The organism is Citricoccus parietis (assembly GCF_042433045.1).
Classification (GTDB): domain Bacteria; phylum Actinomycetota; class Actinomycetes; order Actinomycetales; family Micrococcaceae; genus Citricoccus; species Citricoccus parietis.
The window spans coordinates 18,044-41,767 of sequence record NZ_JBHLWH010000042.1 but is presented as its reverse complement, the minus strand read 5'-3'; the positions used below and the strand labels follow the sequence as shown (position 1 = coordinate 41,767).

Sequence of the window (23,724 nt, the reverse complement as noted above, 5' to 3'; positions counted from 1 at the left end):
ACCAGAAAGGAACCACCATGACAACAGTTCTGCTGACTGTGTACGTACTGATGTGGCCCGTGATCGTGGCCTTCGTCCTGTTCTTCATCGCGCGCGGCTTCTTCCGCGACGTCTCGGAGTCCAAGAAGGCGGGCCGCCCGATCATCTGACCGGCCCACCCCAGCGCTTTGCGGGCGGACATCACCAGTGATCTCCGCCCTGAAAGCGAATGAACGACGGCGGCGCGTCACCTGCGGAAGGTGACGTGCCGCCGTCGTGCATTCCGGCCCGTTCCCTCCGGCCGGTGCGCCGGTTCAGTCCGGCGGGGTGGCGAGGTACAGCAGGAACCCGTCCGGGTCACGCACCTCGGCCACACGCTCCCCCCAGGGGGTGGGCCGGGGAGGTGCCACGGAGGAACCCCCGGCCGCCAGCACCCTGCGGTAGGCGTCGTCCAGGTCATCCACATAGAACCAGAGCGAGATGGAGCCCGCCTCCGGGGGAACCACGTCCACCCGGCCGATGCCGAGCTTCGACCCGTCGAAGTCAAGCGAGACGTAGTCTTCCGCGCCACGCCCATCCGGGAACGCGAAGGTGCGATCGGCGCCGAGCGCACTCCGGTAGAAAGCCTCCAACCGCGGCAGGTCGGCCGTGGCGAGGATGGGGAAACCACCGATCACTCCCATGGAGCAAGGCTAGGCCCGACGCCGGCCGATCGCCATGGCCGGGCATCGCCCGGTGGGTCAGCGGTTGAGGAAGTGCACCAGGGTGCCGATGGCGAAGGACGAGGCGGCTAGCGAGGCGCAGCCGAACTCCACGAGGATGCCGAGTCCCATGGACTTCAGCGCCGCCCAGGAAGACCGCGCGGCGGCCTTCAGATCCCGGCGCCGGGCGAACTCCGCAGCCAGCAGGCCCACGGCGAAGCCGACGAAAAGTCCGACCACGGGGATCACGAACATTCCCACGATCGCACACACCACCCCCACCAGGACGGGACCGCTCGGAATCTGCTCGCGCTTCATCTTCCGGCCGGTCAGTACTGCTGACGCGCTCAGGCCGGCGATGGCCAGACCCGAACCGATGATCGCGGCGGTCCAGGCGGCGGGCGAGCCGAGGATCCAGGCCCAGCCGATGAGCGTGAGTACGGTCAGGACGGAACCGGGCAGGATCGGGATGATGGTGCCGAGCACGGCCACGACCAACAGCAGCCCGGCGATGACGGTGGTGATGATCTCGTAGTCCACGTGCCCAGTATGGTGCCGGCACCGCCCCTCCCCGAAACGGGCCCAGCAGGCTAACGTCGAATCATGCTCATCGGCGTCCCCACTGAAATCAAGAACAACGAGTTCCGCGTCGGCCTCACCCCCGTCGGCGTCACGGAGCTTGTCCACCACCAGCACCAGGTCATGGTCCAGTCGGGGGCTGGCCTCGGCTCGGGCACCCCGGACGAGGACTACCGGCGGGCCGGAGCCCGCATCGTGCCCTCGGCCGAGGAGATCTGGGACCAGGCCGACCTGGTGCTCAAGGTCAAGGAGCCGGTGGGCCCGGAATGGCAGCTGATGCGCCGGGGACAGACGCTGTTCACCTACCTGCATCTGGCCGCCGATCCGAAGCTCACTCACGCCGTGCTCGACTCCGGCACCACGGCCATCGCCTACGAGACCGTCACCCGCGGCCCCGCCCTGCCGCTGCTGGCCCCCATGAGCCAGGTCGCCGGACGCCTCGCTCCCCTGGCCGGTGCATACCATCTGACCCAGGCCCAGGGCGGCTCCGGCATCCTCATGAGCGGCGTGCCCGGAACCCGGCGGGCGCGCGTGGCGGTGATCGGGGCCGGCGTCGCCGGAGAGGCCGCCGCCGTGGTCGCCGCCGGCATGGGCGCCGACGTGACGGTGCTGGACATCAACCTCAACCGCCTCACCGAGCTGGACACCGCGCACCAGGGGCGGTTGCACACGCTGGCCTCCTCGAAGATGCACATCGCCGAGACCGTGGCGGATGCCGACCTGGTGATCGGCTCGGTGCTCATCCCCGGTGCGGCCGCCCCCAAGCTGGTCACCGCGGACATGGTGGCGTCCATGCGCCCCGGCTCGGTACTCGTGGACATCGCGATCGACCAGGGCGGCTGCTTCGAGAACTCCCGGCCCACCACCCACCAGGAACCGACCTTCCGGGTGGGTGAGCAGATCTACTACTGCGTGGCCAACATCCCCGGGGCCGTCCCCCAGACCTCGACGGCGGCCCTCACCAACGCCACGCTGCCCTACCTCCTGCAGATCGCCGACCACGGCTGGCGTGAGGCCCTCGCCGCGGACGAGGGGCTGCTGTCCGGGCTGAACGCCCACGAGGGCGTCCTCACCCATCAAGGGGTCACCGACGCCGTGTCCGGACCGCTGGGGCTGGACCCGCAGTTGGACTACCGGCCGGCGTCGGACGTGGTGTCCGCCTGAACCTGGGCCGTCTGGCGGGCCCTGCGCTGGGCACGCGAGGCGCGCAACCGGGCGGGGCCACCCGTGCGCCACAGGATCAGCACCACGACGCCGGCCAGCACCAGGACCAGCGCAAGCAGCGCCACCGGGCTCGCCAGGGCCGTGGTGATGACCGCCCAGACGACGGCCATGCCGATGGTCCCGTAGATGATGCCCCAGATCAGGGATCCGAGCAGGGCGGCGGGAAGGAACCGGCGCCACCGCATCCGGGTCACGCCGGCCGTGCCGATGACAGCGGTCTGGATGCCGACGGTCAGGAAGCAGAAGGGGATGGCCCAGGGCCCCCAGCGGTCGATGAACCGCATGGCGCGCAGGTAGACCGGGCCGGACATGTAGCGGCGCAGAGCGGTGTGTTCGGCCCCGGCGGCGATCCCCCGGCCGAGGGCGTAGGTGGCGGTGGAGCGGCACAGGGCGCCGCCCCAGAACAGGAGGATGGCCCAGACCAGCGGCAGGGAGGCGATCCAGTCCATCATGGGGCAAGTCTAGGCGCCAGCCTCGTCTAGGCTCAGGGGTATGAGTCAGACGCGAACCGCCCGACGCCCGATCCTTGCCACTGCGGCCCTGACCGCCGTGCTGTCCCTCGGCCTGACCGCCTGCGGACCAGGCGGCGAAGAGGCCCCCGAGAGCCCCACCGCCGCCCCGAGTGACACCGCCAGCGCCAGCGCGTCGGCCACTGAGTCGATGCCGGTCACGGAGTCAGCGTCGCCGAGCGATTCTGCCACCGGGTCCCCCTCGGCCAGTTCCGCCCCGTCCGGTTCGCCCTCCGCTTCACCGTCCGCCTCGGAGACCGCCCAGGGCGCCACGGAGGCCACCGTGTACTGGGTGGCGATGGACAACCTCGAGGGCATCGAGTTCCCGGGGTGTGGAGACAGCAGCCTGATGGAGTCCACCGCCCCGGTCTCGGGCGCCGGAGCCGTGGGTGACCCGTCCTTCGTGGAAGCCGGCCTCCAGGTGCTGCTGGACCAGACCGAGTACGAGGTCGGCTCCGGGCTGACCAACTCGCTCTACCAGTCCGAGCTCGAGGTCACGGAGGTCTCCATCTCCGGCGACACCGTGACCGTGGACCTGACCGGCACCCCGATCTCCGCCGGCACCTGCGACGATCCGCGCATCATCGCCCAGCTGGAGAACACCGCCCTGGCCAATGCCGGCGTCGACACCGCCGACATCCTCCTCGACGGCACCCCGATCCAGGAGGCCATGAGCCAGAAGGGCTCCTGAGCACGGGACGGGGCTGAGGGAGTGGGCTCAGGTCAGCGGATCACGTGTTCCAGGAAGTAGCGGTGGAAGGACCAGTCGCCGGTGACCTCCGGGTGGAAGCTCGTGGCCAGCAGGCGGCCCTGCCGGACGGCCACGGGGACATCCCCGGCCGGGCGCTCCGGATTTCCTGAGCGCGACGCCGGCACGGTCGCCAGCACCTGCACGTCCGGTCCCGCGCGCAGCACCGCGGGGGCCCTGATGAAGACGGCGTGCACGGGGTCCCCGGAGACCTCCGGCACCTCGAGGGCGGTCTCGAAGGACTCCACCTGCCCGCCGAAGGCATTGCGCTGCACGGTGATGTCCAGACCGCCGAAGCTCTGCTGCCCCGCGATCGGGTTGGCGATCGACTCGGCCAGCATGATCATCCCGGCGCACGTGCCGTAGACGGGCAGTCCCTCCCCGATCGCCTGCCGGATGGCCGGGGCCACGCCGAGCAGCCGGGAGAGCTTGTCCATCACGGAGGACTCCCCGCCGGGGATGACCAGGCCGTCCAGCCCGGCCAGGTCCGCGGCCGAGCGCACCGGACGGACCCGGGCGCCGAGCGCGGTCAGCACCCGCACGTGTTCGGCCACATCCCCCTGGAGGGCGAAGACCCCGACGAGGCTCCCTGTGTTGTGCCCACCGGTCACCGGTGCATCCTCCGGCCCACGGCACGGCCCCTGGTCGGGTGAGTGGTCACCAACCGCGGTCGGCGAGGCGATGCGGGGCGGGCAGGTCGCCGACGTTGATGCCGACCATCGCCTCACCGAGACCGCGGGAGGCCTCGGCGACCGCGCCGGCGTCGTTGTACTGGGCCGTGGCGCGCACGATCGCGGCGGCCCGTGCCGCGGGGTTGCCGGACTTGAAGATGCCCGAGCCCACGAAGACGCCGTCCGCGCCGAGCTGCATCATCAGCGCGGCATCGGCGGGCGTGGCCACGCCGCCGGCGGTGAAGAGCACCACGGGCAGCGTGCCCTCGCGGGCGACCTCGGCCACCAGCTCGTAGGGCGCCTGCAGCTCCTTGGCGGCCACGTACAGCTCGTCCTTGCTCAACGCGGACAGCTTCGCGATCTCGCCACGGATGGTGCGGATGTGCTTGACGGCCTCGGAGACATCCCCGGTGCCGGCCTCCCCCTTGGAGCGGATCATGGCCGCGCCCTCGGTGATGCGGCGCAGGGCCTCGCCGAGGTTGGTGGCGCCGCAGACGAAGGGGACGGTGTAGTCCCACTTGTCGATGTGGTTGATGTAGTCGGCCGGGGAGAGGACCTCGGACTCGTCGATGTAGTCGACCTTGAGCGCCTCCAGGACCTGGGCCTCCACGAAGTGGCCGATGCGGGCCTTGGCCATGACCGGGATGGAGACGGCCTCGATGATCCCGTCGATCAGGTCCGGATCGGACATGCGGGCCACCCCGCCCTGGGCGCGGATGTCCGCGGGGACCCGTTCGAGGGCCATGACGGCCACGGCGCCGGCGTCCTCCGCGATCTTGGCCTGCTCGGCGGTGACCACGTCCATGATCACGCCGCCCTTGAGCATGTCCGCCAGGCCGCGCTTCACGCGGGCGGTGCCGGTGCGGGGCGAGCCCTGTCCGGAATCGGCGATGGAGCCCGGGGCCGGGGTGGAGGGCTCTGAGGTGTAGGAACCGATGGAGGACTCGGTGGGCTCAGTGGATTCAGGGGTGTTGTTCATGGTGTTCCTTTGCGGGTGCGGCCGGCCGGGGTGGAGGGGATCACACCGGTGCTCTCGGGAGAGAATCTACCCGCCCCAGGACCGGGTGCGGCGTGTTCGATGTTCGCCGGTGACGAAGCGTGACGCCAGGCTGGAGGTCTCAGGCGTTCCAGAGTCCGTAGGAATCGGCCAGGTCGGCGATCTTCTGGGCGCGGGCCAGGCGGGGCAGGTAGGAGCCATCGCCCACGGAGGCCCCGGCCTGATGGGCCTGCAGCATGTCCACGGCCCAGGTGACCTCGTCCTCGGACGGGGACAGGGCCAGGTTGATGGATTCGACCTGCTCGCGGTTGAGGCACAGCCGCCCGGTCATGCCCATGGACTGGGTGGTGCGGGAGGACTCGACCACCGTGGCGTTGTTGTCCGCCGCGCCGGGAGGGCCGTCGATCGCGCCGGGCAGCTTGCCCACGCGGGAGGCGATGACCAGCCGCGAGCGCGCATAGGCCATGGCCATCGGGTCGTCCGAGATGCCGGTGTCCTTGCGGAAGTCATTGGTGCCGAAGGCCAGGCGGAACGTCCCGGGGGCCTTGGCCACGGCGGTGGCGTTGTCCAGGCCGACGGCCGTCTCGATCAGGGCGATCACGGGGGTCCCGGCGCGCAGGCGCATGGCGGTCAGCGTGACCTGCTCGGGCTCCTCAGCCAGGGCCAGCATCACGCCGCGCAGCCCTTCGGCGCCGGACAGGGCATCCAGGTCCTGCTGCCAGTCATCGGTGTCGATCCCGTTGATCCTGACCCACGCGGACATGCCGCCGTTGAGGGCCTCCACCACGTTGGCGCGCGCGGTGTCCTTCTGGTCGGCCGGGACCGCGGCCTCCATGTCGAACAGCACCGAGTCCGCCTCGGAGGCGAGCCCCGGAGCGAAATCCTCCGGCTTCGCCGCGTTCACCAGCAGCCAGGAACGGCTCAACTTGGCGGGCAGGGCGGCGGCACGACGGTTACGCAAGGGCATGGATCCCAGCCTACCCGCGCGCCCGACGCCCCGGGTAAGCCTGACTAGGGTTGGGCTCATGGCCGAAGAGATCCCGATCCTCACCCGCAGCTTCACCGTCGGACCGCTCGACGAGGCCGAGCGGAAGATCCTGACCGGCCTCCGCGGTAGCCCCGGTCCCGCGGCGGCCGGCACCCCTGCGCGCGCCGGCTCCGCTGCACCCGCCGGACGGCCGGTCCCGACGCCGGACGCAACCGTGGTGCTGGACGGCACCACGGTGCGGCTCGGGCCGGCGGCCACCGCGGCGGTGCTCGAGCTGCTCGGCCGGCTCGCCTCGGGCGCCGCGGTGACCGTGTCCGAGCAGGACCGGTGGCTGAACACCTCCCAGGCGGCACGGCTGGCCGGGGTCTCCAACACCTATCTGCGTCAACTGGCGGACCGGGGAGAGATCCCGGTGACGTACCGGGGGACGCACCGGCGGATCCACCCCGATGACGTCCTCGCGTGGGTGCGGCAACGTGGCAGCGGCGAGGCGGGTACGGCGGAGTACGATAGTCAGGATTCCCCGCCTTAACCCTGCCGTTCAGGAGTTCCATGACCTCGCGACGCCGACCGGACCACGCGTCCGGCCACCCGGCCCTGCGCCGGACCGCCGCGGGATTGACCGCCGCTTTGGCCGCCGTCGTGCTCGCCGGGTGCTCGATCTTCCCTACTTCGAATGAGACACCGACCGACCAGGACGGCGCAGCTCTCCCCGAGGCGAACGCGAATGGCTATGCGGAACTGCCGCTGTACTTCGTGGCGCTGAGCGGGGACTTCCCCCCGGCGACCACGGGCCGGGACGTCGCCTGCCAGGACCTGCTGGTCCGCGCCTCGTCCGTGCCGGTCAAGACCGAGGACCGGGTGGGTACCGCGGTCGGCTTCCTGATCGATGACGAGCAGTACAGCCACGGCGACCCGGCCATCACCAATTCCCTGGACCCGTCCGAGGACGGACTGCTCTACTCCTCCAGCCGCGTGGAGGGCGACACCGTGACGGTGGAGCTGACCGGGGACGTGGTGACCCGCAGCCAGTGCGAGTCATTCCGCATCCGGGCCCAGCTCAACCGCACTGCCGCAGCGGCGGCCGGGGTGGAGAACGCGGAGATCCTGGTGGACGGCGTCCGGATCGAGGAGGTCCTCGGCCTGCCCGAGCTGGAGTTGGGCGAGGAGTTCACCACTCCCGCGGACGAGCCGGCGCCCGCTGAGGGATCGTTCGGCACTGACGGAACCGGCGAGACCGACGAACTGGACGAGATCGGCGACCCCAGCCAACTCAACGGCACTCAGGGCTGATCTGGACTGATCCGAACTGTTGCGGGGTTGATCCCGAGCTGACCCAGCATGGTGAAGTCCTGCTCCGGCCTGCCGCCATCCCTTCCGCCGCGGCTCGCACCGTTGTTAGCCTCGGCCCCATGGCCGGCCCTTCAGCATTCCTTTCAGACCGCGCGCGCGGCGTGAAGCAGTCGGCGGTGCGGGATGTCTTCGACCTCGCCATGACCCCCGGGGTCATCTCCCTGGCCGGGGGCAATCCCTGGCTGGACGACCTGCCCTTGGCCGACCTCGGCACCATCGCCGATGAACTCGTCGCCCGGCAGGGCCATCTCAGCCTCCAGTACGGCGCCGGCCAGGGCACCCCGGAGTTGCGTGACGCGGTCTGTTCGGTGATGGCTGCGGACGGGATCGCGGGCGCGGATCCGGAGCACGTGGTCATCACGCCCGGATCCCAAGCGGCCATCGACACTGCGGCGCGCATGCTCGGGAACCCGGGGGACGTCGTCGTGGTGGAGGACCCCACGTTCGTGGGCGCTCTGAACACCTTCAACACGTGGGAACTGGACGCCGTCTCCACCCCCACCGATGAGGAGGGCCTGATCCCCGCGCTGCTGCACACCACCCTGCAGCAGCTGCGCGCAGCCGGGCGGCGGGTCGCCTTCCTCTATACGATCCCCTCCTACGCGAACCCCTCCGGGGCGCTCATGCCGGCCGAGCGGCGAGAGGAGGTCGCCCGGATCTGCCGCGAGGAGGACGTCCTCATCGTGGAAGACAACGCCTACGGACAGCTCGGCTTCGAGGACGGCCCCGTGGCCCCGATCGCCGCGGCCCACCGCGACCAGGTCATCTACCTCGGCACCGTCTCCAAGATCTTCTCCCCCGGCGTGCGCATCGGCTGGGCGCTGGTGCCGCCGGCGCTGCTGCGCGAGTTCTACCTCTCGGCGGAATCGGCCTTCGTCTGCCCGCCGGTGTTCAGCCAGATGCTCTCCACGGCGTTCCTCACCCGCTTCGACTGGCAGGCCCACGTGGCCCGCTGCGCCGCCGAGTACGCCCTCCGCTGCGACGCCCTGGTGGACGAGATGGAGCAGTCCCTGGATCCGCGCGTGACGTGGACCCGGCCGGCCGGCGGCTTCTTCGTCTGGTCGCGGATGCCGGACGGGCTGGACACACTCCCCCTGATGCACGCGGCGGCGGAGGCCGGAGTCGTGTTCGTCCCGGGCGGCGCCTTCACGCCCGACGCCGGCCCCCACCCCCACTTCCGGCTCGCCTTCTCCTTCGTGGCACCGGAGGCGCTGCGCGAGGGCGTTCGCCGCCTGGCCCCGGTGCTCAACGGAGCACTCCCGGGCAACCCGTGACCCAGGCCCTGCGGTGCACCGTGACTGCCCTCCGGTGTGACGTGCGGGCGTCACCTGGTGCTCCGCAGCCCTATGGACATAGGTATATGACTCGCGGCCCGTTACAGTGGTGCGGATCACCGATTCGCCCGGGGCAGCAGACCACAGCCGGGCGTCCGGCAGGAAGGATGACCACATGTCCCTGCGCAATGCGCTGCTGGCCCTGCTCACCGTGGAGCCCATGACCGGCTATGACCTGGCCAAGCGCTTCGGCTCCTCCGTGGGCAACGTGTGGCACGCCCCCGATTCCCAGATCTACCCGGAACTGCGCCGGATGATGCAGGACGGGCTGCTGGAGTCCGAGGAGGTCCCCTGGGGCCGCAAGGGACGGAAGATCGAGTACACCATCACCGAGCAGGGCCGCGTGGCCTTCGGCGAGTGGATGGACTCAGACCTGCAGTGGACCCGGGACCGAGACCCCATGCACCTGCGGGCCGCCTACTTCGAATACGCCACCCCGGACCGCGCCCGCGACCAGTTGACGGCCTACCGGGAGCACATCCTGCAACTCCGCGGTCAATGGCAGCAGCAGATCGACGAGGTCATCGCCGGCACCTCGGAGACCCTGAACCGCCGGCTCGAGATCGTCCCCGCCTCCCAGCACCGCCGCACCACCGCCTTCAAGAGGTTCACCTACGAGGGCCTCGTGGACCGCGCGGACGTGGAGATCGCCTGGGCCGAGCGTGGACTGAAGCTCCTGGACGAGTTGGACGACCTGGATGCTCAGGACGAACTGGGCGCCCTGAGCACCCAAGACGCCTAGTCACCGCACCCTGAACTGGTTGTCCACCACGAGAGGACATTGCCCCACTGGCACCCCCGGGGGCAATGTCCTCTCGTGGTGGCAGCGGCAGGCCGGCACCGGGATGCTCCTCAGCCGTTGTCCCGGTACCGGGTCCGCGCGTACTCCTGATAGGGGGCCGGGGCCACGGTGGCGCGGATCCGCACCTGCCGGTGGCCCTGGTCCACCTGGGGCTTGCGGGAGACCGGATCCTCGCCCCAGACGACCTCGACCTCCTCGCCGTCCGCGATGGTCGCGTCCAGGGTGGCCAGGGACATGTACAGCTGGGGGAAGGCCACGTAGCCGGCGTCCGTGGAGATGCCCACCCGCTGCGAGCCCCGCACCACCTCGTCCATCTGGTAGAAGCCGTACCGTGCCTTCGGGAAGTCCAGGTACTTGGCCGGGGTCCCCTCCTCCAGCTGGGACCTCACGACGCCGGCCACGTCATCCGCGTTCCACAGCAGCGTGACCTTGCGCCGGGTCTGGTTCTCGGCATGCCGCTCCAGGGCCTCGCGGCCATGGAAGTCGTGGTCGAACCGCACCGAGCGGCCCAGCCCGAAGTCATAGGGCGTGGCGTAGTAGTCCTCCACATTCCCGGAGTGGAGAGAGCCGCCGATCGAGCCAGCCCGAGCCGCGGGCAGCCACTGCCGGTATTCGGCGAAGTCGTCACTGAAGATCGCGGGGAACGGTGTGGGGATCCAGCCGGACTCCAGGGGCGAGCTCGAATAGGCCTTGGCTCCGACCAGGCGGAGACCGAACTCCTGACCGGCCTCCACCAACGCCGCGTGGACGGCCTCATGGTCCTCCCAGGGCCCGTAGAACTCGAAGCCGGGCTGGCCGGCCATCCCGTGGCGCAGGGCCTTCACCGTGCGGCCGGCGATCTGCACCTCGGCGATGTGGAAGAACTTCACCTCCGGCACGGGGCCACCGAACACCTTCTCCATGACCCGGTCCGCCTCCGGACCCTGGAGTTCATAGCGGTAGAGGGTGGGCGGGCCGGAGCGCATGTTCGAGTTCGGGTCCAGCCGGTGGTGCACGTCCCGGCCGGCGGCCTGCGCCTTCTCCACGGTGAACCGCACCCAGTCGATCAGGATGTGGTGCCCCACGAGCACCAGGCCCTCGTGCCCCTCAGAGTGGTAGAACAGGATGCCGTCCCCGATCAGGTACCCGTCCTGGTTGACGGAGATCAGCTGTTTGGCCACCCCCGGCCGGAAGGTGGCGAACGTGTTCGGGGAGATGGACGCCAGCAGCGGCAGGAGATCGGCCCCGCCCAGGAACAGCTGGGTCATGTGGTGGGACTGGTCCATCAGCGCCACGGTGGTCCGCCAGGCCCGTTGTTCGTCGCGCCAATTGGTGAACTCCGGGGTGATGGGGAACGTGATGGACGGCCAATCCTGGTTGCGCAGGAACTCGAGGGGGCTTCCGGTCCGTTCGATGGCCTGGGCGAGTGATTCGGTGGCTTCGGTCTGTGACATCGTGATGATCCTCCCGATGGGGACGGGCCTCGATCCCACAGACAGTCGTCAGGGGTTCCACGAGGCCGGTGCGTCCAACCTAGCCACGACGGCCGGCCAGCGAAACCGGTGTTCCCCTTGAAAGGAGAAGCGCCCCGGCGCCGGCAGGTTACCGGCTCGGGGCCGCGGGTGGTCAGCCGAACTGCCGGCGCAGGTCAGGCTTGCGGATCTTGCCGGAGGCGGTGCGGGGCATCTCCTCGGTGAACACCACGGACTTGGGGATCTTGTAGCGGGCCAGCCTGCCGTTGAGGTGCCCGATGACCTGCTCCTCGGTCAGCTCGTGCCCCTCACGGACCACGATCACGGCCTTGGGCACCTCGCCCCACTTCTCGTCCGGGACGCCGATCACGGCCGCCGCCGCCACCGCCTCCAACTGGGAGATCTCCTGCTCCACCTGGGCGGGATAGATGTTCTCGCCGCCGGAGATGATCATGTCCTTGAGGCGGTCGGAGATGAATACGAACCCCTCCTCATCCCGGTAGCCCATGTCCCCGGTCTTCAGCCAGCTGCCGTCCTCGGCTTCCACGAAGGAGTCCGCCGTGGCGTCCTCACGGTTCCAATAGGCCTTGATGACATTGGGACCCTGAACCTGGATCTCGCCGACCTCGCCGGGAGGGCAGACCTGACCCATGGGGTCCACGATCCGCACGAAGGTGTGGAATTGCTGCAGCCCGGAGGAACCCTGCTTGGGCCGGGAGTACCGTGCCGGCAGGGTGGTGGCCCCCGGGGACGTCTCGGTCATCCCGTAGCCGTTGGTGAAGGACAGCCCCTTCTTCTCGTAGGCCTCCAGCACGCGCAGCGGCACGGCGGAACCGCCACAGGTCAGGTTGCCCAGCGAGGAGATGTCCGCCGACTCCCAGTCCGGGTGTTCGGCCAGCAGCTGGTACGTGGTCGGCACCCCCGAGATGAAGGTGGCCCGGTGCTTCTCGATCAGCTCGAGGACACGGCCGGGCTCGAACCGCGGCTCCAGGACCAGGGTGCCACCCTTGAGCAGGGTCGGCAGCGCGCCCATGCCCAGCGAGGCCACGTGGAACATCGGCGCGATCATCAGGGACACCGAGTCGGACATGATGTCCATGTCCGTGATGACGTTGAAGGAGTTCCACGTCAGGTTGCCGTGGGTGAGCATGGCGCCCTTGGGCTTGCCGGTCGTGCCGGAGGTGTAGAGGATGATCGCCAGGTCGTCGAGACCCACGGCCACGTCCGCTCGGACGGGTTCGCCGCCGGCCAGCAGCTGCTCGTAGTCGACCGCCTCCAGGTCGCCGTCCCGGCGCTCGGCCGGTACCGGGGTGCCGTCCTGCACCAGGGCCAGGAGCCCGACGCCGGTCCCCCGGCTTCCCGCGACCGCCAGCGGCTCCATGGTCGCCGAGGCCAGGAGCACGGTGGAGCCCGAGTCATTGAGGGCGAAGGTGATCTCCGGAGGCGCCAGGCGGGTGTTGAGGGGCACGAACACCGCACCGAGGGAGCCGACGGCGAACAGCGACTCGAGGAACGAGGGGTGGTTCTCGCCGAGGTAGGCCACGCGATCGCCCTGCCGCACGCCGCGCCGCGAGAGCGCGTCGGCCAGGCGGTCGATGCGGACGGCCCAGTCGTCATACGTCAGTTCGCCGGCGGCGCTGATGACGGCGACGTTCCCGGCCGACTTGATGCGGCGGCGGTGGATCCAGTCTCCGATTCCACGGTTGATCATGCGTTCCTACTCCTCGCGGCGGTATGGCGTACAGCTGTTGTGCGGCGGACCACACTCACCCTCATTGTGCGCCTTTTCGTTGAGTAATTCAACGATTGTCGACAACATGTGACACCGTGCCTCGCGTCACGGCGAACGACGCCGGCCCCGTCCGGAGAACGGTACGGGGCCAGCGTCGTACAACGGCGCGAAGGGCGCCGGGCTACTGGACGATCAGGTCCTCGGTCGCCGGGATGGCGTCGATCAGGCCGGAGTCCAGGGACAGTTCGGCGATCTTCTCGAGGGAGGCGATGTCATGCTCCTGGGGGAAGCGCGGCATCGTCAGTTCGTCGATCACATCCTGCTCGAGCGAGGTATAGCTCGGCAGCACGGCCTTTGCCAGGTCCGGGTTGTCCGTGGCGAACTGCTGGGACTCCTTCATCGCGGCGGTGAACGCGTCCACCAGCTCCGGGTCCTGCTCGATCTTCTGGTCCGTGGTGAAGTAGGCGGCGATCGAGAGATCCGGCACGGGCTCGGCGTACTGGCCGTAGACGCGCTGGGCGCCGGCGGCCTCAGCCAGGGTCACGAACGGCTCCACGGCGCCGATGGCGTCCACGTTGCCGGCCTCCAGCTGGGCGACCATGTCCGGGAAGGCCATCTCGACATACTCGATGGACTCCGGGTCCCCACCCTCCTGTTTCATGCCCTCGGAGATCACGGAATCGTTGATGTTGTTCAGGGTGTTCACGGCGATCCGCTTGCCCTCGAGATCGGCCAGGCTGGTCGCATCGGAGTCCGCCGGGACCATGACGTGGGCGAAGTCGTCCTCACCGTCACCGGTGGTCTGCGGGCCGGTGGCCACGACCTTCAGCGGCAGGCCGGCGTCGCGCCCGATGATCAGGGAGGTGACATTGGAGAATCCGAAGTCCATCTGCCCCGACTGCACCGCCGGCACGATCGCCGCACCACCCTGGGCCAGGGTCAGCGTGACATCCAAGCCGTGCTTCTCGAAGATTCCCTCCTCCACGCCCAGGTAGATCGGGGCGACATCGACGATCGGGATGACCCCGACCTCGATGGGGGTCAGCTCGCCGGAGGCGGCCGGCTCGGATCCCTCGGCGGGGGCGGTGGTGGTGCCACCCTCGGTGGGCGAACCCGAACCGCAGGCGGTCAGGGCCAGCAGGGCGGCGGCGCTGACGGCAGCCACGCGAAGTTTCCTCATCATGATGGTGCTCCTGGAGGGCAAAGTGCGAGATGGCACCGGCCGGGGGTGGACGGATGCCTGTAATGTGAGACACAGCCTAGTCAGCCGTGATCCCGGCAGACAAGAGATTTTCATGATTTTGTCAACAATATTGTTCGTCACCCAGATCGTGGCGTGCCAGGAGGCTCGACGATGAACGGAACCGAGACCGAACTGGCCCCTCCCCAGGTGTTCCGCAGCCTCGCCGTGCGCCGCCTGCTGAGCCTGCACGGCCAGCTCTGGACCGAGCACGTCTCCACGGAGAACACGAGCATCCAGTTCGGTCTCCTGCTCTGTCTCGCCCGTTCGGAGTCCGGTCTCAGCCAGACCGAGATCGCCGCCCAGCTCGCCGTGGACAAGGCCTCCCTGACCGAGCTCGTCAGCCGCATGGCCTCCCGCGGACTGGTCAGCGTGCACCGCGATGCCCGGGACGGCCGCCGCCGCGTGGCCACCCTGACCGACGCCGGACACGACCTGCTTCAGGAGCTGTACGGGCCGGCCCTCGAGGTCAACCGCCGGCTCTTCACGCCGCTGACCGAGACCGAGTGCGAGCAGTTGATGGGGCTACTGGAACGCGTCCTCGCCGAGCACTCCGCCTGAGGCGGACCCGGCCAGACCTCACAGCACAGCACAGCGCCCCGGACCACACGGTCCGGGGCGCTGCGCCGTGAAGGCGAGGGGCCGGCGTCGGACCCGCCACAGGTGCTACTGGATGAACAGCTTCGCGGGATCCGGAGCCTCACCGATGAAGCCGTACTTCACGGCCAGCTCGGCCGTCTTGTTGAGCTGATCGGTGCGGATCTCTCCGCTGAGCTCCTCCATCTTGAGATTCTGGGCAACCTCTTCCGGCAGATCGATGAACTCCGGCAGCAGGGCACGGGTGCCCTCCGGGTCCTCCTCAGAGGCGGCCAGGGCCTCGGTCATCGCGGCCGCGAAGTCCGCCACGATCTCCGGGTTCTCCTCGGCATAGTCCCCCGAGGTGAAGGTCACCATGGTGGGCATGCCGGGGATGGCGTCCTGGAAGGAGTAGCCGACGAGTGAGTTGGCATCATCGGCGAGCACACTGGTCAGGAACGGCTCCGGCACCCAGATGGCGTCCACATTGCCCTGTTCCAACTGGGCCGGCATGTCCGGGAACGGCATCTCGTTGAACTCCAGGGCCTCCGGGTCTGCCCCGGCCTCCTCGGCGTCGTTCATGATGGTCAGGTCCCCCAAGGTCCGCAGGGCGTTGACGGAGGTGACCTTGCCCTCGAGGTCCGCATAGTCCTCGATGCCGCTGTCAGCCCGCGTGACCACCCCGGCGATGTCATCGCCCTCGGCCAGCGAGTTGGAGTACCCGGCGGCGATACGCATGTCCAGGCCCTGGTCCACAGCGGTCATCACGGACAGCGGGTTGCCCACGCCGAAGGTGATCTGCTGGTTGGAGACGGCGGGCAACATGGCAGCACCGGCGTTCTGGGTCGAGAGCTCGACCTCGAAGCCGTGCTCCTCGAAGATGCCGTTCTCGATGCCGTACTGGACACCCACCGAGGGGGCGATCGGTAGCACGCCGACCGTCACCGGGGTGAGCTCTCCGGAGGCAGCGCCGCCCTCGGAGGCACCGGCCGACGTCGAACCGCCACCCTCACCGGTCGGCGAGCCCGAACCACAGCCGGTGAGGGCCAGGCCCGCCACGGCGGCGGTGGCCATGAGGGATGCGAACTTCTTGTTCATGGATTACTCCTGGGTTCGTGCCCGGCGGGGGTGCCGGGCTGCGAGAGCCTGAGCGCGGGTGCCTCAGGCGTAGAAGCGGGACAGGAACGTCGCGACGACCGCGGGGCGCTCCTGGCCTTCGATCTCGATGGTGCCGTCAGCCACCAGGTGCAGGCCGTTGCCCTTGACCTCGGAGACCTCCTTGACGGTGATCTGCATGCGGATGCGGGAACCGACCTTCACCGGAGAGGTGAAGCGGACCTTGTCGAGGCCGTAGTTGACCTTGGTCTTGACGCCGGAGACGTCGAACAGCTCGGACCAGAACGGGATGATCAGGGACAGGGTGAGGAAACCGTGCGCGATCGGGGCACCGAAGGGGCCGTCCTTGGCGCGCTCGGGGTCGGTGTGGATCCACTGATGGTCATCGGTGGCATCGGCGAAGGTGTCGACCATCTGCTGGGTGACCTCGCGCCACTCGGTGACACCCAGGTCCGCCCCGGCGAGGTTCTTGACCTCGTCGAAGGGGACGACGGTCTTGGCGGTGGTGGTTTCGCTCATGGTGTTTCTCCTTTGAACTGTGTTCTACATCACAATAGTTGGAAAGTGCAATGGTCTCGGCTCATCGGTGATGGATTCGTGACGTGTACTCCGGCCAGTGCGGCTAGACGAAGGCCCCGACGCCGGTGACGGCGCGCCCGACGATCAGGGCGTTGACCTCGTGAGTGCCCTCGTAGGAGTAGACGGCCTCCGCATCCGCATGGAAACGGGCGACGTCGGTGTCCAGGGTGATGCCGTTGCCGCCGCAGACCTCGCGGGCCAGGGCCACGGTCTCCCGCAGCCGCAGGGCGGTGAACATCTTCGCCAGCGCCGAGTTCTCGTCCCGGTAGGTGCCTGCAGCCTGCTGCTCGGTCAACTGCACCACCATGCCGAGGGAGGCGGTGAGGTTGCCGAGCATCGTCGCCAGCTTCTCCTGGATCAGCTGGAACCCGGCGATCGGCCGGCCGAACTGCTCCCGCGAGCGGACGTAGCGCAGGGCGGCCTCGAAGGCGCCGGCCTGGGCGCCGGTGGCCATCCACGCCACATCCGAGCGCATGCTGCGCAGGCATCGGCTGACGTCCTTGAAGGAGTTGATCCCCTGGAGCCGGTCCGTCTCCTCCACCCGCACGTCTGTGTAGGTGATGTGCGCGTTCTGCATGATGCGCAGGCTGGCCTTGTTCCGGATCAGCTCCAGCGTCACGCCCTCTGCCTCACGCGGGACGAGGAAGCACTTGACCTCACCGTCCGCCTCGTCCCGGGCGAAGGTGGCCATGACGTCCGACTCGAAGGCCCCGCCGATCCAGCGCTTGGCGCCGTTGATCAGCCAGGACCCGTCCTGCTGGCGCCTCGCCGATGTGGCCAGCCCGCCGGCCACGTCCGAGCCGTGGTCCGGCTCGGTGAGGGCGAAGACTCCGGTCAGGGAGTAGTCCACGATCTTCGGATCCAGCTGCGCCACCTGCTCCGCGGAGCCGCCCAGGCGCACCGCGGTGCGGAACAGCCCGGCTTGCGCGTTGAAGTAGGTGCAGACGTTCAGGTCGGTCCGCGCGAGCTCGAAGTTCCGGAAGCCCGTGAGGATGTCCCTGATGGGCTCGCCGACGGCCTTCAGTGCCGGCGGGTCCATCAGCTTCAGGTCCCTCAGCGGCTGGCGGATCTCGTCCGGGAACGTCGCCGCGTCCCAGTGCTCGTTGAGGTGCGGCTTGACCTGCTCGTCCAGGACGGTGACCAACTCTGACAGTACGGACCGCTCCGCCTCGGTGAGGCGCTCGGCGAAGCCATACAGGTCAGACGGGGTCACCGTCCCGGTCACGGGTTCACGCATCCTGGGCCCCTGCGGTGGAGTCTGCGGCGGAGCCCAGACCGAGCAGCCGAACGGCGTTGTCCTTGAGGATCAGCGGCCGGACCTCGTCCTTCAGGGGCAGATCCGCGAAGGCCCGCATCCACTTCTCCGCCGTGATGAGCGGGAAGTCGGTGCCGAACAGCACCTTGCGGGACAGCACGTTGTTGGACTGGCGCACGAGTGACTCCGGGAAGTACTTCGGCGACCAGCCGGAGAGGTCGATGTACACGTTCGCCTTGTGGGTGGCGATCGAGTTGGCCTCGTCCTGCCACGGCACCGAGGGGTGGGCCATGATGATCGGCAGGTTCGGGTGGTCCGCCGCCACCTCGTCCAGCAGCAGCGGGTTCGAGTACTTCAGCTTGATGCCGCGGCCTCCCGGGAGTCCGGCGCCCATGCCGTTCTGGCCGGTGTGGAAGATGCACGGCAGCCCGATCTGCTCGAGCTCGGCCCACAGGGGGCGGAACTGCTCGTCCGAGGGGTCGAAGCCCTGGACGGAGGGGTGGAATTTGAAGCCGCGCACCCCCAGCACGTCGGCCTGGCGGCGGGCCTCGACCAGCGCCGCCGGACCCTTTCGGGGGTCCACGGAACCGAACGGGATAAGCACGTCATTGTTCCGGGCGCAGCCGGCCACCAGGTCGTCGATGGAGTTCGGCGCGTGGCCCATCTGGGTGCTGGCATCCACGGTGAAGACCACCGCGGCCATCTTCTGCTCGCGGTAGATCTCACCGATCCGGTCGATCGACGGGGTGCGCTCCTCGGCCTTGAAGTACTTCGAGGAGGCTTCCATGATGTCCTCGGGCATGGACACGTGGCCGCAATCGTCCACTTCCAGGTGCACGTGCATGTCGATGGCGGTCACCGCCCCGACATCCACCCGGCACTCGTAGCGAACGGACGTCCCGTCGCTCCCGGTGTTGGCGCTCATGCCGGCGCTCACTTCGCGGTCTCGGGCTGCAGCTCGGCCGGCAGGTCCGGCATCTTCTCGCCCACGGACTGCAGGTGGGCCTCGATGAGCGCCTTGCCCTCGGCGAGCATGGTCCCGTAGTCCCAGCCGCCCTCGTGGAACTCGGTGGCCACGGGCTCCGGGTGGGACCAGACCTGCAGGCGGTCGCCGCCGACGCCGATGGCCTGGCCGGTGATGCCGGCTGCCTCCTCCGAGGACAGGAAGGCGATGACGCCGGCCACGTCCTGGGCCGGCCCGAAGCCGAGCTCCTTGCGGAAGAACTCCGGCATGGCCTCGCCGCGCTCGTCCGCCTCGACGGCCGCCTTGAAGAACGGCATGGTCTTGGTCATGGCGGTGGCGGCCACCGGGATGACGGCGTTCACGGAGACGCCGGCCTTCTTCATCTCCATCGCCCAGGTGCGGACCATGCCCACGATCCCGGCCTTGGCGGCGGCGTAGTTGGTCTGTCCGAAGTTGCCGCGCTGGCCGGTCGGGGAGCCGATCGCGACGATGCGGCCGGCGACGCCGTTCTCCTTGAAGTAGGCGTAGGCGGAGCGAACACACGTGAAGGTGCCCTTGACGTGCACGTTGATGACCAGGTCGAAATCCTCGTCGGTCATCTTCAGCAGGGACTTGTCCCGCAGGATGCCGGCGTTGGTGACCAGGATGTCCAGGCCCCCGAAGGTGTCCACGGCGGTCTTGACCAGCAGATCGGCGGTCTCGGAGGAGCCGACGGGGGCCACCACAGCTGCAGCCTTGCCCCCGGCCTCGGTGATCGAGGCGACGGCGGAGTCGGCGATCTCCTGGTTCACGTCATTGATGATCACCGACGCGCCCTGGCGAGCCAGTTCCTGCGCGTAGGCGAGGCCGAGGCCTGCTCCGGATCCGGTGACGATGGCTACCTTGCCGTTCAGGGACATGGGTTCTCCTTGCGTGGTGGGGGTTCAGATCGGCGGATCGGAACGATGCTCGAGTACTTCGGTGCAAGCGCCCGTCGGCGCTTCTGGAGACCATGACAGCCCATACCGTTGAGAAAGTCAATGATGTACATTCACTAGCAGCACTCTGGATCCGGCCGCCACCGGGGTTGCGCCGCTACACTTGAACAAATCAACGATGTGACGAACGGTTGCGAGAAACGCATGTCTACTTCCACTGACAAGGCCCCCCACGGCTCTGCCGCTACGGCTAGCGCCGCCGCCGCAACCGCCGCCCCCACTGCGTCGACGCCAGAGGGCGGCCTTGGCGCTGGTGACACTGTTGGCGAAGTGACGGACGGGATCGAGCGCTTCCTGTGCTCCAAGGTGGCCGAGCAGATCCACTTCCTGACCTCGCGCGCCCGCGGCCGCGGCATCAGCCACGCCAATCACCAGCTGGAGGGGCTGGACCTGAAGGTCCGCCAGTTCTCCGTCCTGTCCCTCGCCGCCAGTGGGCAGAACCCGTCCCAGCGTGAGATGGGCGAGTTCCTGGCCCTGGACCCCAGCCAGATCGTCGCCCTCGTGGACAACCTGGAGCAGCGCGGCGCCGTCCTGCGGGAGACCGATCCCCGGGACCGCCGCTCCAAGATCATCGTCGCCACGGATGCCGGCCGCGACCTCCACGCCCGGGCCCTGCAGATCCTTGAGGACTCGGAGGACTACACCCTCTCCACCCTGTCCCCTCGCGAGCGCAAGCAGTTGCGCTCCCTGTTGCTCAAGATCGCCTTCTAGCAATCCGGCCGGGCCACCAGCCCCGCAGAGCCACCGCCCCACCCCTTTTCCCCACCTCACGACGTCGGCTGCACACCCGGTGCGCAGCCGACGTCGCCCTGGGCGCGCCTTCCGGGAAGACAGCGCCCCGAGCCTGCGCCAGCAGAGCGGGGCGTCGCCAGGGCCCCCGACCAGGGCCCGCACCGAAAATGTCAGCACGTCGAAGGCGTGAACAACTCAATGGTTGACTTTCTCAAGCGAAATGTGTTTCATATACGTATCGTGCTACAGGTCACAGCAGAGCCGGGACACCGTCCAGCACGAACCGCACTTCCCCGCCCAGACTGGAGCACCCCATGTCCACCGACACCACCACGGCCGCCGCGCCGGACCTGGCGTCGCTCGACCCGGCCACCAAGCGCCGAGAGTCCCGCCGCGTCATCCTCTCGAGCTATCTCGGCTCGACGATCGAGTTCTACGACTTCCTGCTCTATGCCTCCGCCTCGGCGCTGGTGTTCCCCACGGTCTTCTTCACCGGCCTGGATCCGTTGGCCGGCGCCATTGCCTCCTACGGCACCTTCGCCGCCGGCTACCTCGCCCGCCCACTCGGCGGGGCGATCTTCGGCCACTTCGGGGACAAGCTCGGCCGCAAGAAGATGCTCGTGCTGTCCATGCTCATCATGGGCGTGGCCTCCACCCTGATCGGCCTGGTGCCCGGCGCCGCGACGATCGGCGGCTGGGGCGCGGTCATGCTGGTCTTCCTGCGCGTCTGCCAGGGCATCGCGGTCGGCGGTGAGTGGGGCGGGGCCGCCCTGATGGCCCTGGAGCACTCCGAGGGCGGCAAGCGCGGCTTCGCGGCCTCCTTCACCAACGCCGGCGCCCCCACCGGCGCCGCCCTGGGCACCTTCGTCCTCGGCACGTTCTCCGCCGTCCTCCCGCAGGACGAGTTCCTGTCCTGGGGCTGGCGGGTGCCGTTCCTGCTGTCCTTCGCCCTGCTGGTCGTCGGCATGGTCATCCGCGCCAAGATCACCGAGTCCCCGATCTTCGAGGCCGCCGCGGCCCAGGCCGAGGCCTCCGGCGAGAAGCGGAAGCTGCCGATCTGGGAGGTCCTGCGCCGCCCCAAGGCCCTGCTGCTGACCATGTTCGCCGGTGCCAGCGGGTTCGGGCTGCAGGTGCTGCTGTCCACCTTCGCCGTCCAGTACTCCACGGATGCAGGAACCGAGCGCTCCTCGGTGCTCTACGCCTTCGCCCTGGCCTCGATCTTCTCGATCTTCTTCGTGGTCTGGTTCGGGCACCTCTCCGACCGCTTCGGCCGCCGCCCGGTCATGATCGCCGGACTCATCCTGTTCGTCGGGTTCCTGTTCCCGCTGTTCGGCATGCTCACCTCCACGAACTGGTTTGTGCTGCTGCTGGCCTTCACCATCGCCCTGGGCCTGCACGGCATGATCTACGGCCCGCTGGCCGCCTTCATCGCCGAGCAGTTCGGCACCGGATCGCGCTACACCGGCGCCTCCCTGGGCTACCAGCTGGCGACCCTGCTCGGCGCCGGTTTCACACCCACCATCCTGGCCACCCTGTATGCGGGCCCCGGCGGCGGCACCTCGATCGTGCCGGTGGCCGCGTTCCTGGGTGCCATGGCCGTGGTCTCCATCATCGCCCTCGTGCTGACCCGCGAGTCCAAGGACCACGACCTCACCACCCACGAGCACTGATCCCCAGCTGACGCTGCCTTCGCTCCATCATCTGGTTCCACAGGACATTGCCCCCGTGGGTCCTACGGGGGCAATGTCCTGTGATGGTGACAAGTGAATAGCCGTCGCGGGGAAGCTCGCCTACCCGGGGGCTGAAAAGCGGCGATCCCCTCTCACCCTCCGCTCACGGGCGCCGGGGGACTCGGAACTCCTCGAGCAGTTGGGCAAAGAGTTTCGTGTTGCGGACGTCGGACCACATCCACCGGGCAAACCCGTCCACTTCACGGCGAATGGCATCCTCGCGGCGTTTCTCCTCCGTCACCGCGTTCCGTCCCGCACTCCCGGAGTCTTCCGCAGCTCCGAGTGTCCCGCCGTACTTGATATGACCGTCAAACTCCCCCACCAGGCGAATGGACGGCCACCAGAAATCGACTCGTCCAAGGAACTCTCCGTGCTGGTCATGCACAGGATACTGCAGGTCCGGAACCTCGAAACCCAAGCAGTGAATCACTGCCCGGGTCAAGGACTCCCCCGGCGATTCAGCTCGCCCATCGGCGAACGTCCATTGCCGGTCGAAGCGGATCCCGGCGGCCTTCGTCTTCACCCGAGCCCTGGACGCCTCGACGAGCTCTTGCAGAGCGGCGGCGTCATCGCGCAGAAGGCCGAGCTCTGCCGAGAGGCGTTCCGGCGAGATCTTCCTGATGTCTCCCCTGCCGGAATCCGCCCTCCCTCCACCGGTCCTCGAACCCCCGCCTCCGCCGTTTCGGCTGGTCCGGCCGTCCGGACCCCGCTGCGAGCGGACGGCCCGGACCTGCCCTCGGTTGAGCAGGGGATCCACCGCCCATCGGTGAAGGGCATCGGCGGCGGCCGTCCCCACCTCCAAGCCCTCGTTGCCGAAGACGGTGGCCATCGCCGAAACCAGTGGCACCGCCCGGATCCTGCCCACCTGGCTGCCGTCACTGAGCCGGACGGTCAGCTCGACGTCCTCGCCCGGTTCATCGCCCGGCAGCCAATGGTTGCGGATCGGAGGCAGCATCGGCACGTTCCTGCCATTGCTCGCGAGGCGCCCCTGAGCCTGCAGCTCCGTCATGATGCGCAGGGACGCTTTCGTGTTGACGAACGGTGAAACCTGAAGCCGCGTCCCGGTCTGGTTCCTGGTGGCAGCCCGCACATCCAGAACCGGCTTGGACCGGATGTCCGGCAGCCCATGCAAGCGCAAGGCCGTGGCACCGCAAAAGGTGACCGGCCGGCGTCGTGATTGGGCCAGGGCGACCACCGCGAGGAGTTGGCGGTCATACCCCGGCAGGCAGAACCACTGCACGGTGGAGACATAGGTGCCCGGTGCCACCCGGACCAGCTCCCCGCGTTGGGCCATGCGGGCCAGTGCCCGTGAGCTCCGGCCGCCGTCATGCTCCTCTGCCCGGAGCAGGAGCTCGGATTCGATGGTAGTTGATCGCATTGTTCCATCGTGGCGTTCGGCGACGGGCCGTGGAGGCGGGGCGGTCCGAACTGTGGATAAACAGCCACCTACGCCGAGAGGACATTGCCCCCGCGGGTCCCACGGGGGC

25 protein-coding genes are annotated in these 23,724 nt (G+C 68.8%); 10 read left to right on the top strand and 15 right to left on the bottom strand.

The features are described 5' to 3' along the window. Positions 1-17 precede the first annotated feature (17 nt). Complete coding sequence (locus tag ACFFIO_RS14310) at positions 18-149, top strand: putative transporter small subunit (RefSeq protein WP_366217944.1); 132 nt, start codon at positions 18-20, stop codon at positions 147-149. A 144-nt stretch (positions 150-293) separates the two neighbouring features. On the opposite strand, the gene ACFFIO_RS14305 is transcribed toward ACFFIO_RS14310, so the two are convergent. Together ACFFIO_RS14305 and ACFFIO_RS14300 are read right to left on the bottom strand one after the other, a co-directional pair. After that, positions 294-662, bottom strand: a complete 369-nt coding sequence (locus tag ACFFIO_RS14305; protein WP_378042818.1) for a VOC family protein — start codon at positions 660-662, stop codon at positions 294-296. A 57-nt stretch (positions 663-719) separates the two neighbouring features. Continuing rightward, positions 720-1,220: a DUF456 domain-containing protein gene (locus ACFFIO_RS14300; RefSeq protein WP_378042817.1), complete on the bottom strand. Its 501-nt coding sequence runs from the start codon at positions 1,218-1,220 to the stop codon at positions 720-722. Positions 1,221-1,283: 63 nt separating this feature from the next. Between ACFFIO_RS14300 and ald the strand changes: the two genes are divergently transcribed. Then, positions 1,284-2,423 carry an alanine dehydrogenase gene (gene ald, locus ACFFIO_RS14295; RefSeq protein WP_378042815.1) on the top strand — a complete coding sequence of 380 codons (1,140 nt, stop codon included), beginning with the start codon at positions 1,284-1,286 and terminating at the stop codon, positions 2,421-2,423. On the opposite strand, the gene ACFFIO_RS14290 is transcribed toward ald, so the two are convergent. Beyond that, positions 2,390-2,935: a DedA family protein gene (locus tag ACFFIO_RS14290; protein WP_378042813.1), complete on the bottom strand. Its 546-nt coding sequence runs from the start codon at positions 2,933-2,935 to the stop codon at positions 2,390-2,392. The two genes, ald and ACFFIO_RS14290, sit on opposite strands and share 34 nt — an antisense overlap. Before the next feature lie 40 nt (positions 2,936-2,975). On the opposite strand from ACFFIO_RS14290, the gene ACFFIO_RS14285 reads away from it, so the two are divergent. Further along, positions 2,976-3,683 carry a GerMN domain-containing protein gene (locus tag ACFFIO_RS14285; protein ID WP_378042811.1) on the top strand — a complete coding sequence of 236 codons (708 nt, stop codon included), beginning with the start codon at positions 2,976-2,978 and terminating at the stop codon, positions 3,681-3,683. Positions 3,684-3,715: 32 nt separating this feature from the next. On the opposite strand, the gene pdxT is transcribed toward ACFFIO_RS14285, so the two are convergent. The 3 genes from pdxT to ACFFIO_RS14270 all read right to left on the bottom strand — a co-directional run bounded on the left by pdxT (position 3,716) and on the right by ACFFIO_RS14270 (position 6,375). Then, positions 3,716-4,351, bottom strand: coding sequence for a pyridoxal 5'-phosphate synthase glutaminase subunit PdxT (gene pdxT, locus ACFFIO_RS14280; protein WP_378042809.1), 636 nt, complete (start codon positions 4,349-4,351; stop codon positions 3,716-3,718). A gap of 46 nt (positions 4,352-4,397) precedes the next feature. Next, positions 4,398-5,390, bottom strand: coding sequence for a pyridoxal 5'-phosphate synthase lyase subunit PdxS (gene pdxS / locus ACFFIO_RS14275; protein ID WP_378042808.1), 993 nt, complete (start codon positions 5,388-5,390; stop codon positions 4,398-4,400). Between the two features lie 139 nt (positions 5,391-5,529). Continuing rightward, positions 5,530-6,375: an HpcH/HpaI aldolase/citrate lyase family protein gene (locus tag ACFFIO_RS14270; protein WP_378042806.1), complete on the bottom strand. Its 846-nt coding sequence runs from the start codon at positions 6,373-6,375 to the stop codon at positions 5,530-5,532. 58 nt (positions 6,376-6,433) lie between these two features. On the opposite strand from ACFFIO_RS14270, the gene ACFFIO_RS14265 reads away from it, so the two are divergent. The 4 genes from ACFFIO_RS14265 to ACFFIO_RS14250 all read left to right on the top strand — a co-directional run bounded on the left by ACFFIO_RS14265 (position 6,434) and on the right by ACFFIO_RS14250 (position 9,825). Continuing rightward, the gene (locus tag ACFFIO_RS14265; protein WP_378042804.1) at positions 6,434-6,928 is read left to right on the top strand and encodes a helix-turn-helix domain-containing protein; all 495 of its coding nucleotides are present in this window, start codon (positions 6,434-6,436) and stop codon (positions 6,926-6,928) included. Between the two features lie 20 nt (positions 6,929-6,948). Continuing rightward, positions 6,949-7,689, top strand: a complete 741-nt coding sequence (locus ACFFIO_RS14260) for a hypothetical protein (protein WP_378042802.1) — start codon at positions 6,949-6,951, stop codon at positions 7,687-7,689. A gap of 119 nt (positions 7,690-7,808) precedes the next feature. Then, on the top strand, positions 7,809-9,023 hold the full coding sequence (locus ACFFIO_RS14255) for an aminotransferase-like domain-containing protein (protein WP_378042800.1): 1,215 nt from the start codon (positions 7,809-7,811) through the stop codon (positions 9,021-9,023). A 175-nt stretch (positions 9,024-9,198) separates the two neighbouring features. Next, entirely contained in the window at positions 9,199-9,825 is a 627-nt protein-coding gene (locus ACFFIO_RS14250) for a PadR family transcriptional regulator (RefSeq protein ID WP_378042798.1), read from the top strand. Positions 9,826-9,935: 110 nt separating this feature from the next. Here the strand turns inward: ACFFIO_RS14250 and ACFFIO_RS14245 are convergent, their stop codons facing one another. From ACFFIO_RS14245 to ACFFIO_RS14235, 3 genes are all read right to left on the bottom strand, one after another. Continuing rightward, entirely contained in the window at positions 9,936-11,318 is a 1,383-nt protein-coding gene (locus ACFFIO_RS14245) for an aminomethyl transferase family protein (protein ID WP_378042797.1), read from the bottom strand. 172 nt (positions 11,319-11,490) lie between these two features. Further along, positions 11,491-13,047 carry an acyl-CoA synthetase gene (locus tag ACFFIO_RS14240; protein ID WP_378042795.1) on the bottom strand — a complete coding sequence of 519 codons (1,557 nt, stop codon included), beginning with the start codon at positions 13,045-13,047 and terminating at the stop codon, positions 11,491-11,493. A 202-nt stretch (positions 13,048-13,249) separates the two neighbouring features. Beyond that, positions 13,250-14,251, bottom strand: a complete 1,002-nt coding sequence (locus tag ACFFIO_RS14235) for an ABC transporter substrate-binding protein (RefSeq protein ID WP_378042794.1) — start codon at positions 14,249-14,251, stop codon at positions 13,250-13,252. Positions 14,252-14,422: 171 nt separating this feature from the next. Between ACFFIO_RS14235 and ACFFIO_RS14230 the strand changes: the two genes are divergently transcribed. Beyond that, complete coding sequence (locus ACFFIO_RS14230; protein WP_378042793.1) at positions 14,423-14,869, top strand: MarR family winged helix-turn-helix transcriptional regulator; 447 nt, start codon at positions 14,423-14,425, stop codon at positions 14,867-14,869. A 105-nt stretch (positions 14,870-14,974) separates the two neighbouring features. Here the strand turns inward: ACFFIO_RS14230 and ACFFIO_RS14225 are convergent, their stop codons facing one another. The 5 genes from ACFFIO_RS14225 to ACFFIO_RS14205 form a co-directional block, all read right to left on the bottom strand. Continuing rightward, positions 14,975-15,982 (bottom strand): ABC transporter substrate-binding protein, encoded by a 1,008-nt coding sequence (locus ACFFIO_RS14225; protein ID WP_378042791.1) that lies wholly within the window; start codon positions 15,980-15,982, stop codon positions 14,975-14,977. Between the two features lie 63 nt (positions 15,983-16,045). Next, on the bottom strand, positions 16,046-16,519 hold the full coding sequence (locus ACFFIO_RS14220) for a MaoC family dehydratase (protein ID WP_378042789.1): 474 nt from the start codon (positions 16,517-16,519) through the stop codon (positions 16,046-16,048). Positions 16,520-16,622: 103 nt separating this feature from the next. Beyond that, positions 16,623-17,816: an acyl-CoA dehydrogenase family protein gene (locus tag ACFFIO_RS14215; RefSeq protein ID WP_378042787.1), complete on the bottom strand. Its 1,194-nt coding sequence runs from the start codon at positions 17,814-17,816 to the stop codon at positions 16,623-16,625. Beyond that, positions 17,809-18,759 (bottom strand): amidohydrolase family protein, encoded by a 951-nt coding sequence (locus ACFFIO_RS14210; protein WP_378042785.1) that lies wholly within the window; start codon positions 18,757-18,759, stop codon positions 17,809-17,811. Before ACFFIO_RS14210 ends, ACFFIO_RS14215 begins: the two co-directional genes overlap by 8 nt. An 8-nt stretch (positions 18,760-18,767) precedes the next feature. Continuing rightward, positions 18,768-19,697 (bottom strand): SDR family NAD(P)-dependent oxidoreductase, encoded by a 930-nt coding sequence (locus ACFFIO_RS14205; protein WP_378042784.1) that lies wholly within the window; start codon positions 19,695-19,697, stop codon positions 18,768-18,770. A gap of 222 nt (positions 19,698-19,919) precedes the next feature. On the opposite strand from ACFFIO_RS14205, the gene ACFFIO_RS14200 reads away from it, so the two are divergent. Both ACFFIO_RS14200 and ACFFIO_RS14195 read left to right on the top strand, forming a co-directional pair. After that, entirely contained in the window at positions 19,920-20,486 is a 567-nt protein-coding gene (locus ACFFIO_RS14200) for a MarR family winged helix-turn-helix transcriptional regulator (RefSeq protein WP_378042782.1), read from the top strand. A gap of 335 nt (positions 20,487-20,821) precedes the next feature. Further along, positions 20,822-22,177, top strand: coding sequence for an MFS transporter (locus ACFFIO_RS14195; RefSeq protein ID WP_378042780.1), 1,356 nt, complete (start codon positions 20,822-20,824; stop codon positions 22,175-22,177). A 163-nt stretch (positions 22,178-22,340) separates the two neighbouring features. On the opposite strand, the gene ACFFIO_RS14190 is transcribed toward ACFFIO_RS14195, so the two are convergent. Then, complete coding sequence (locus tag ACFFIO_RS14190) at positions 22,341-23,615, bottom strand: hypothetical protein (protein WP_378042778.1); 1,275 nt, start codon at positions 23,613-23,615, stop codon at positions 22,341-22,343. Positions 23,616-23,724 lie beyond the last annotated feature (109 nt).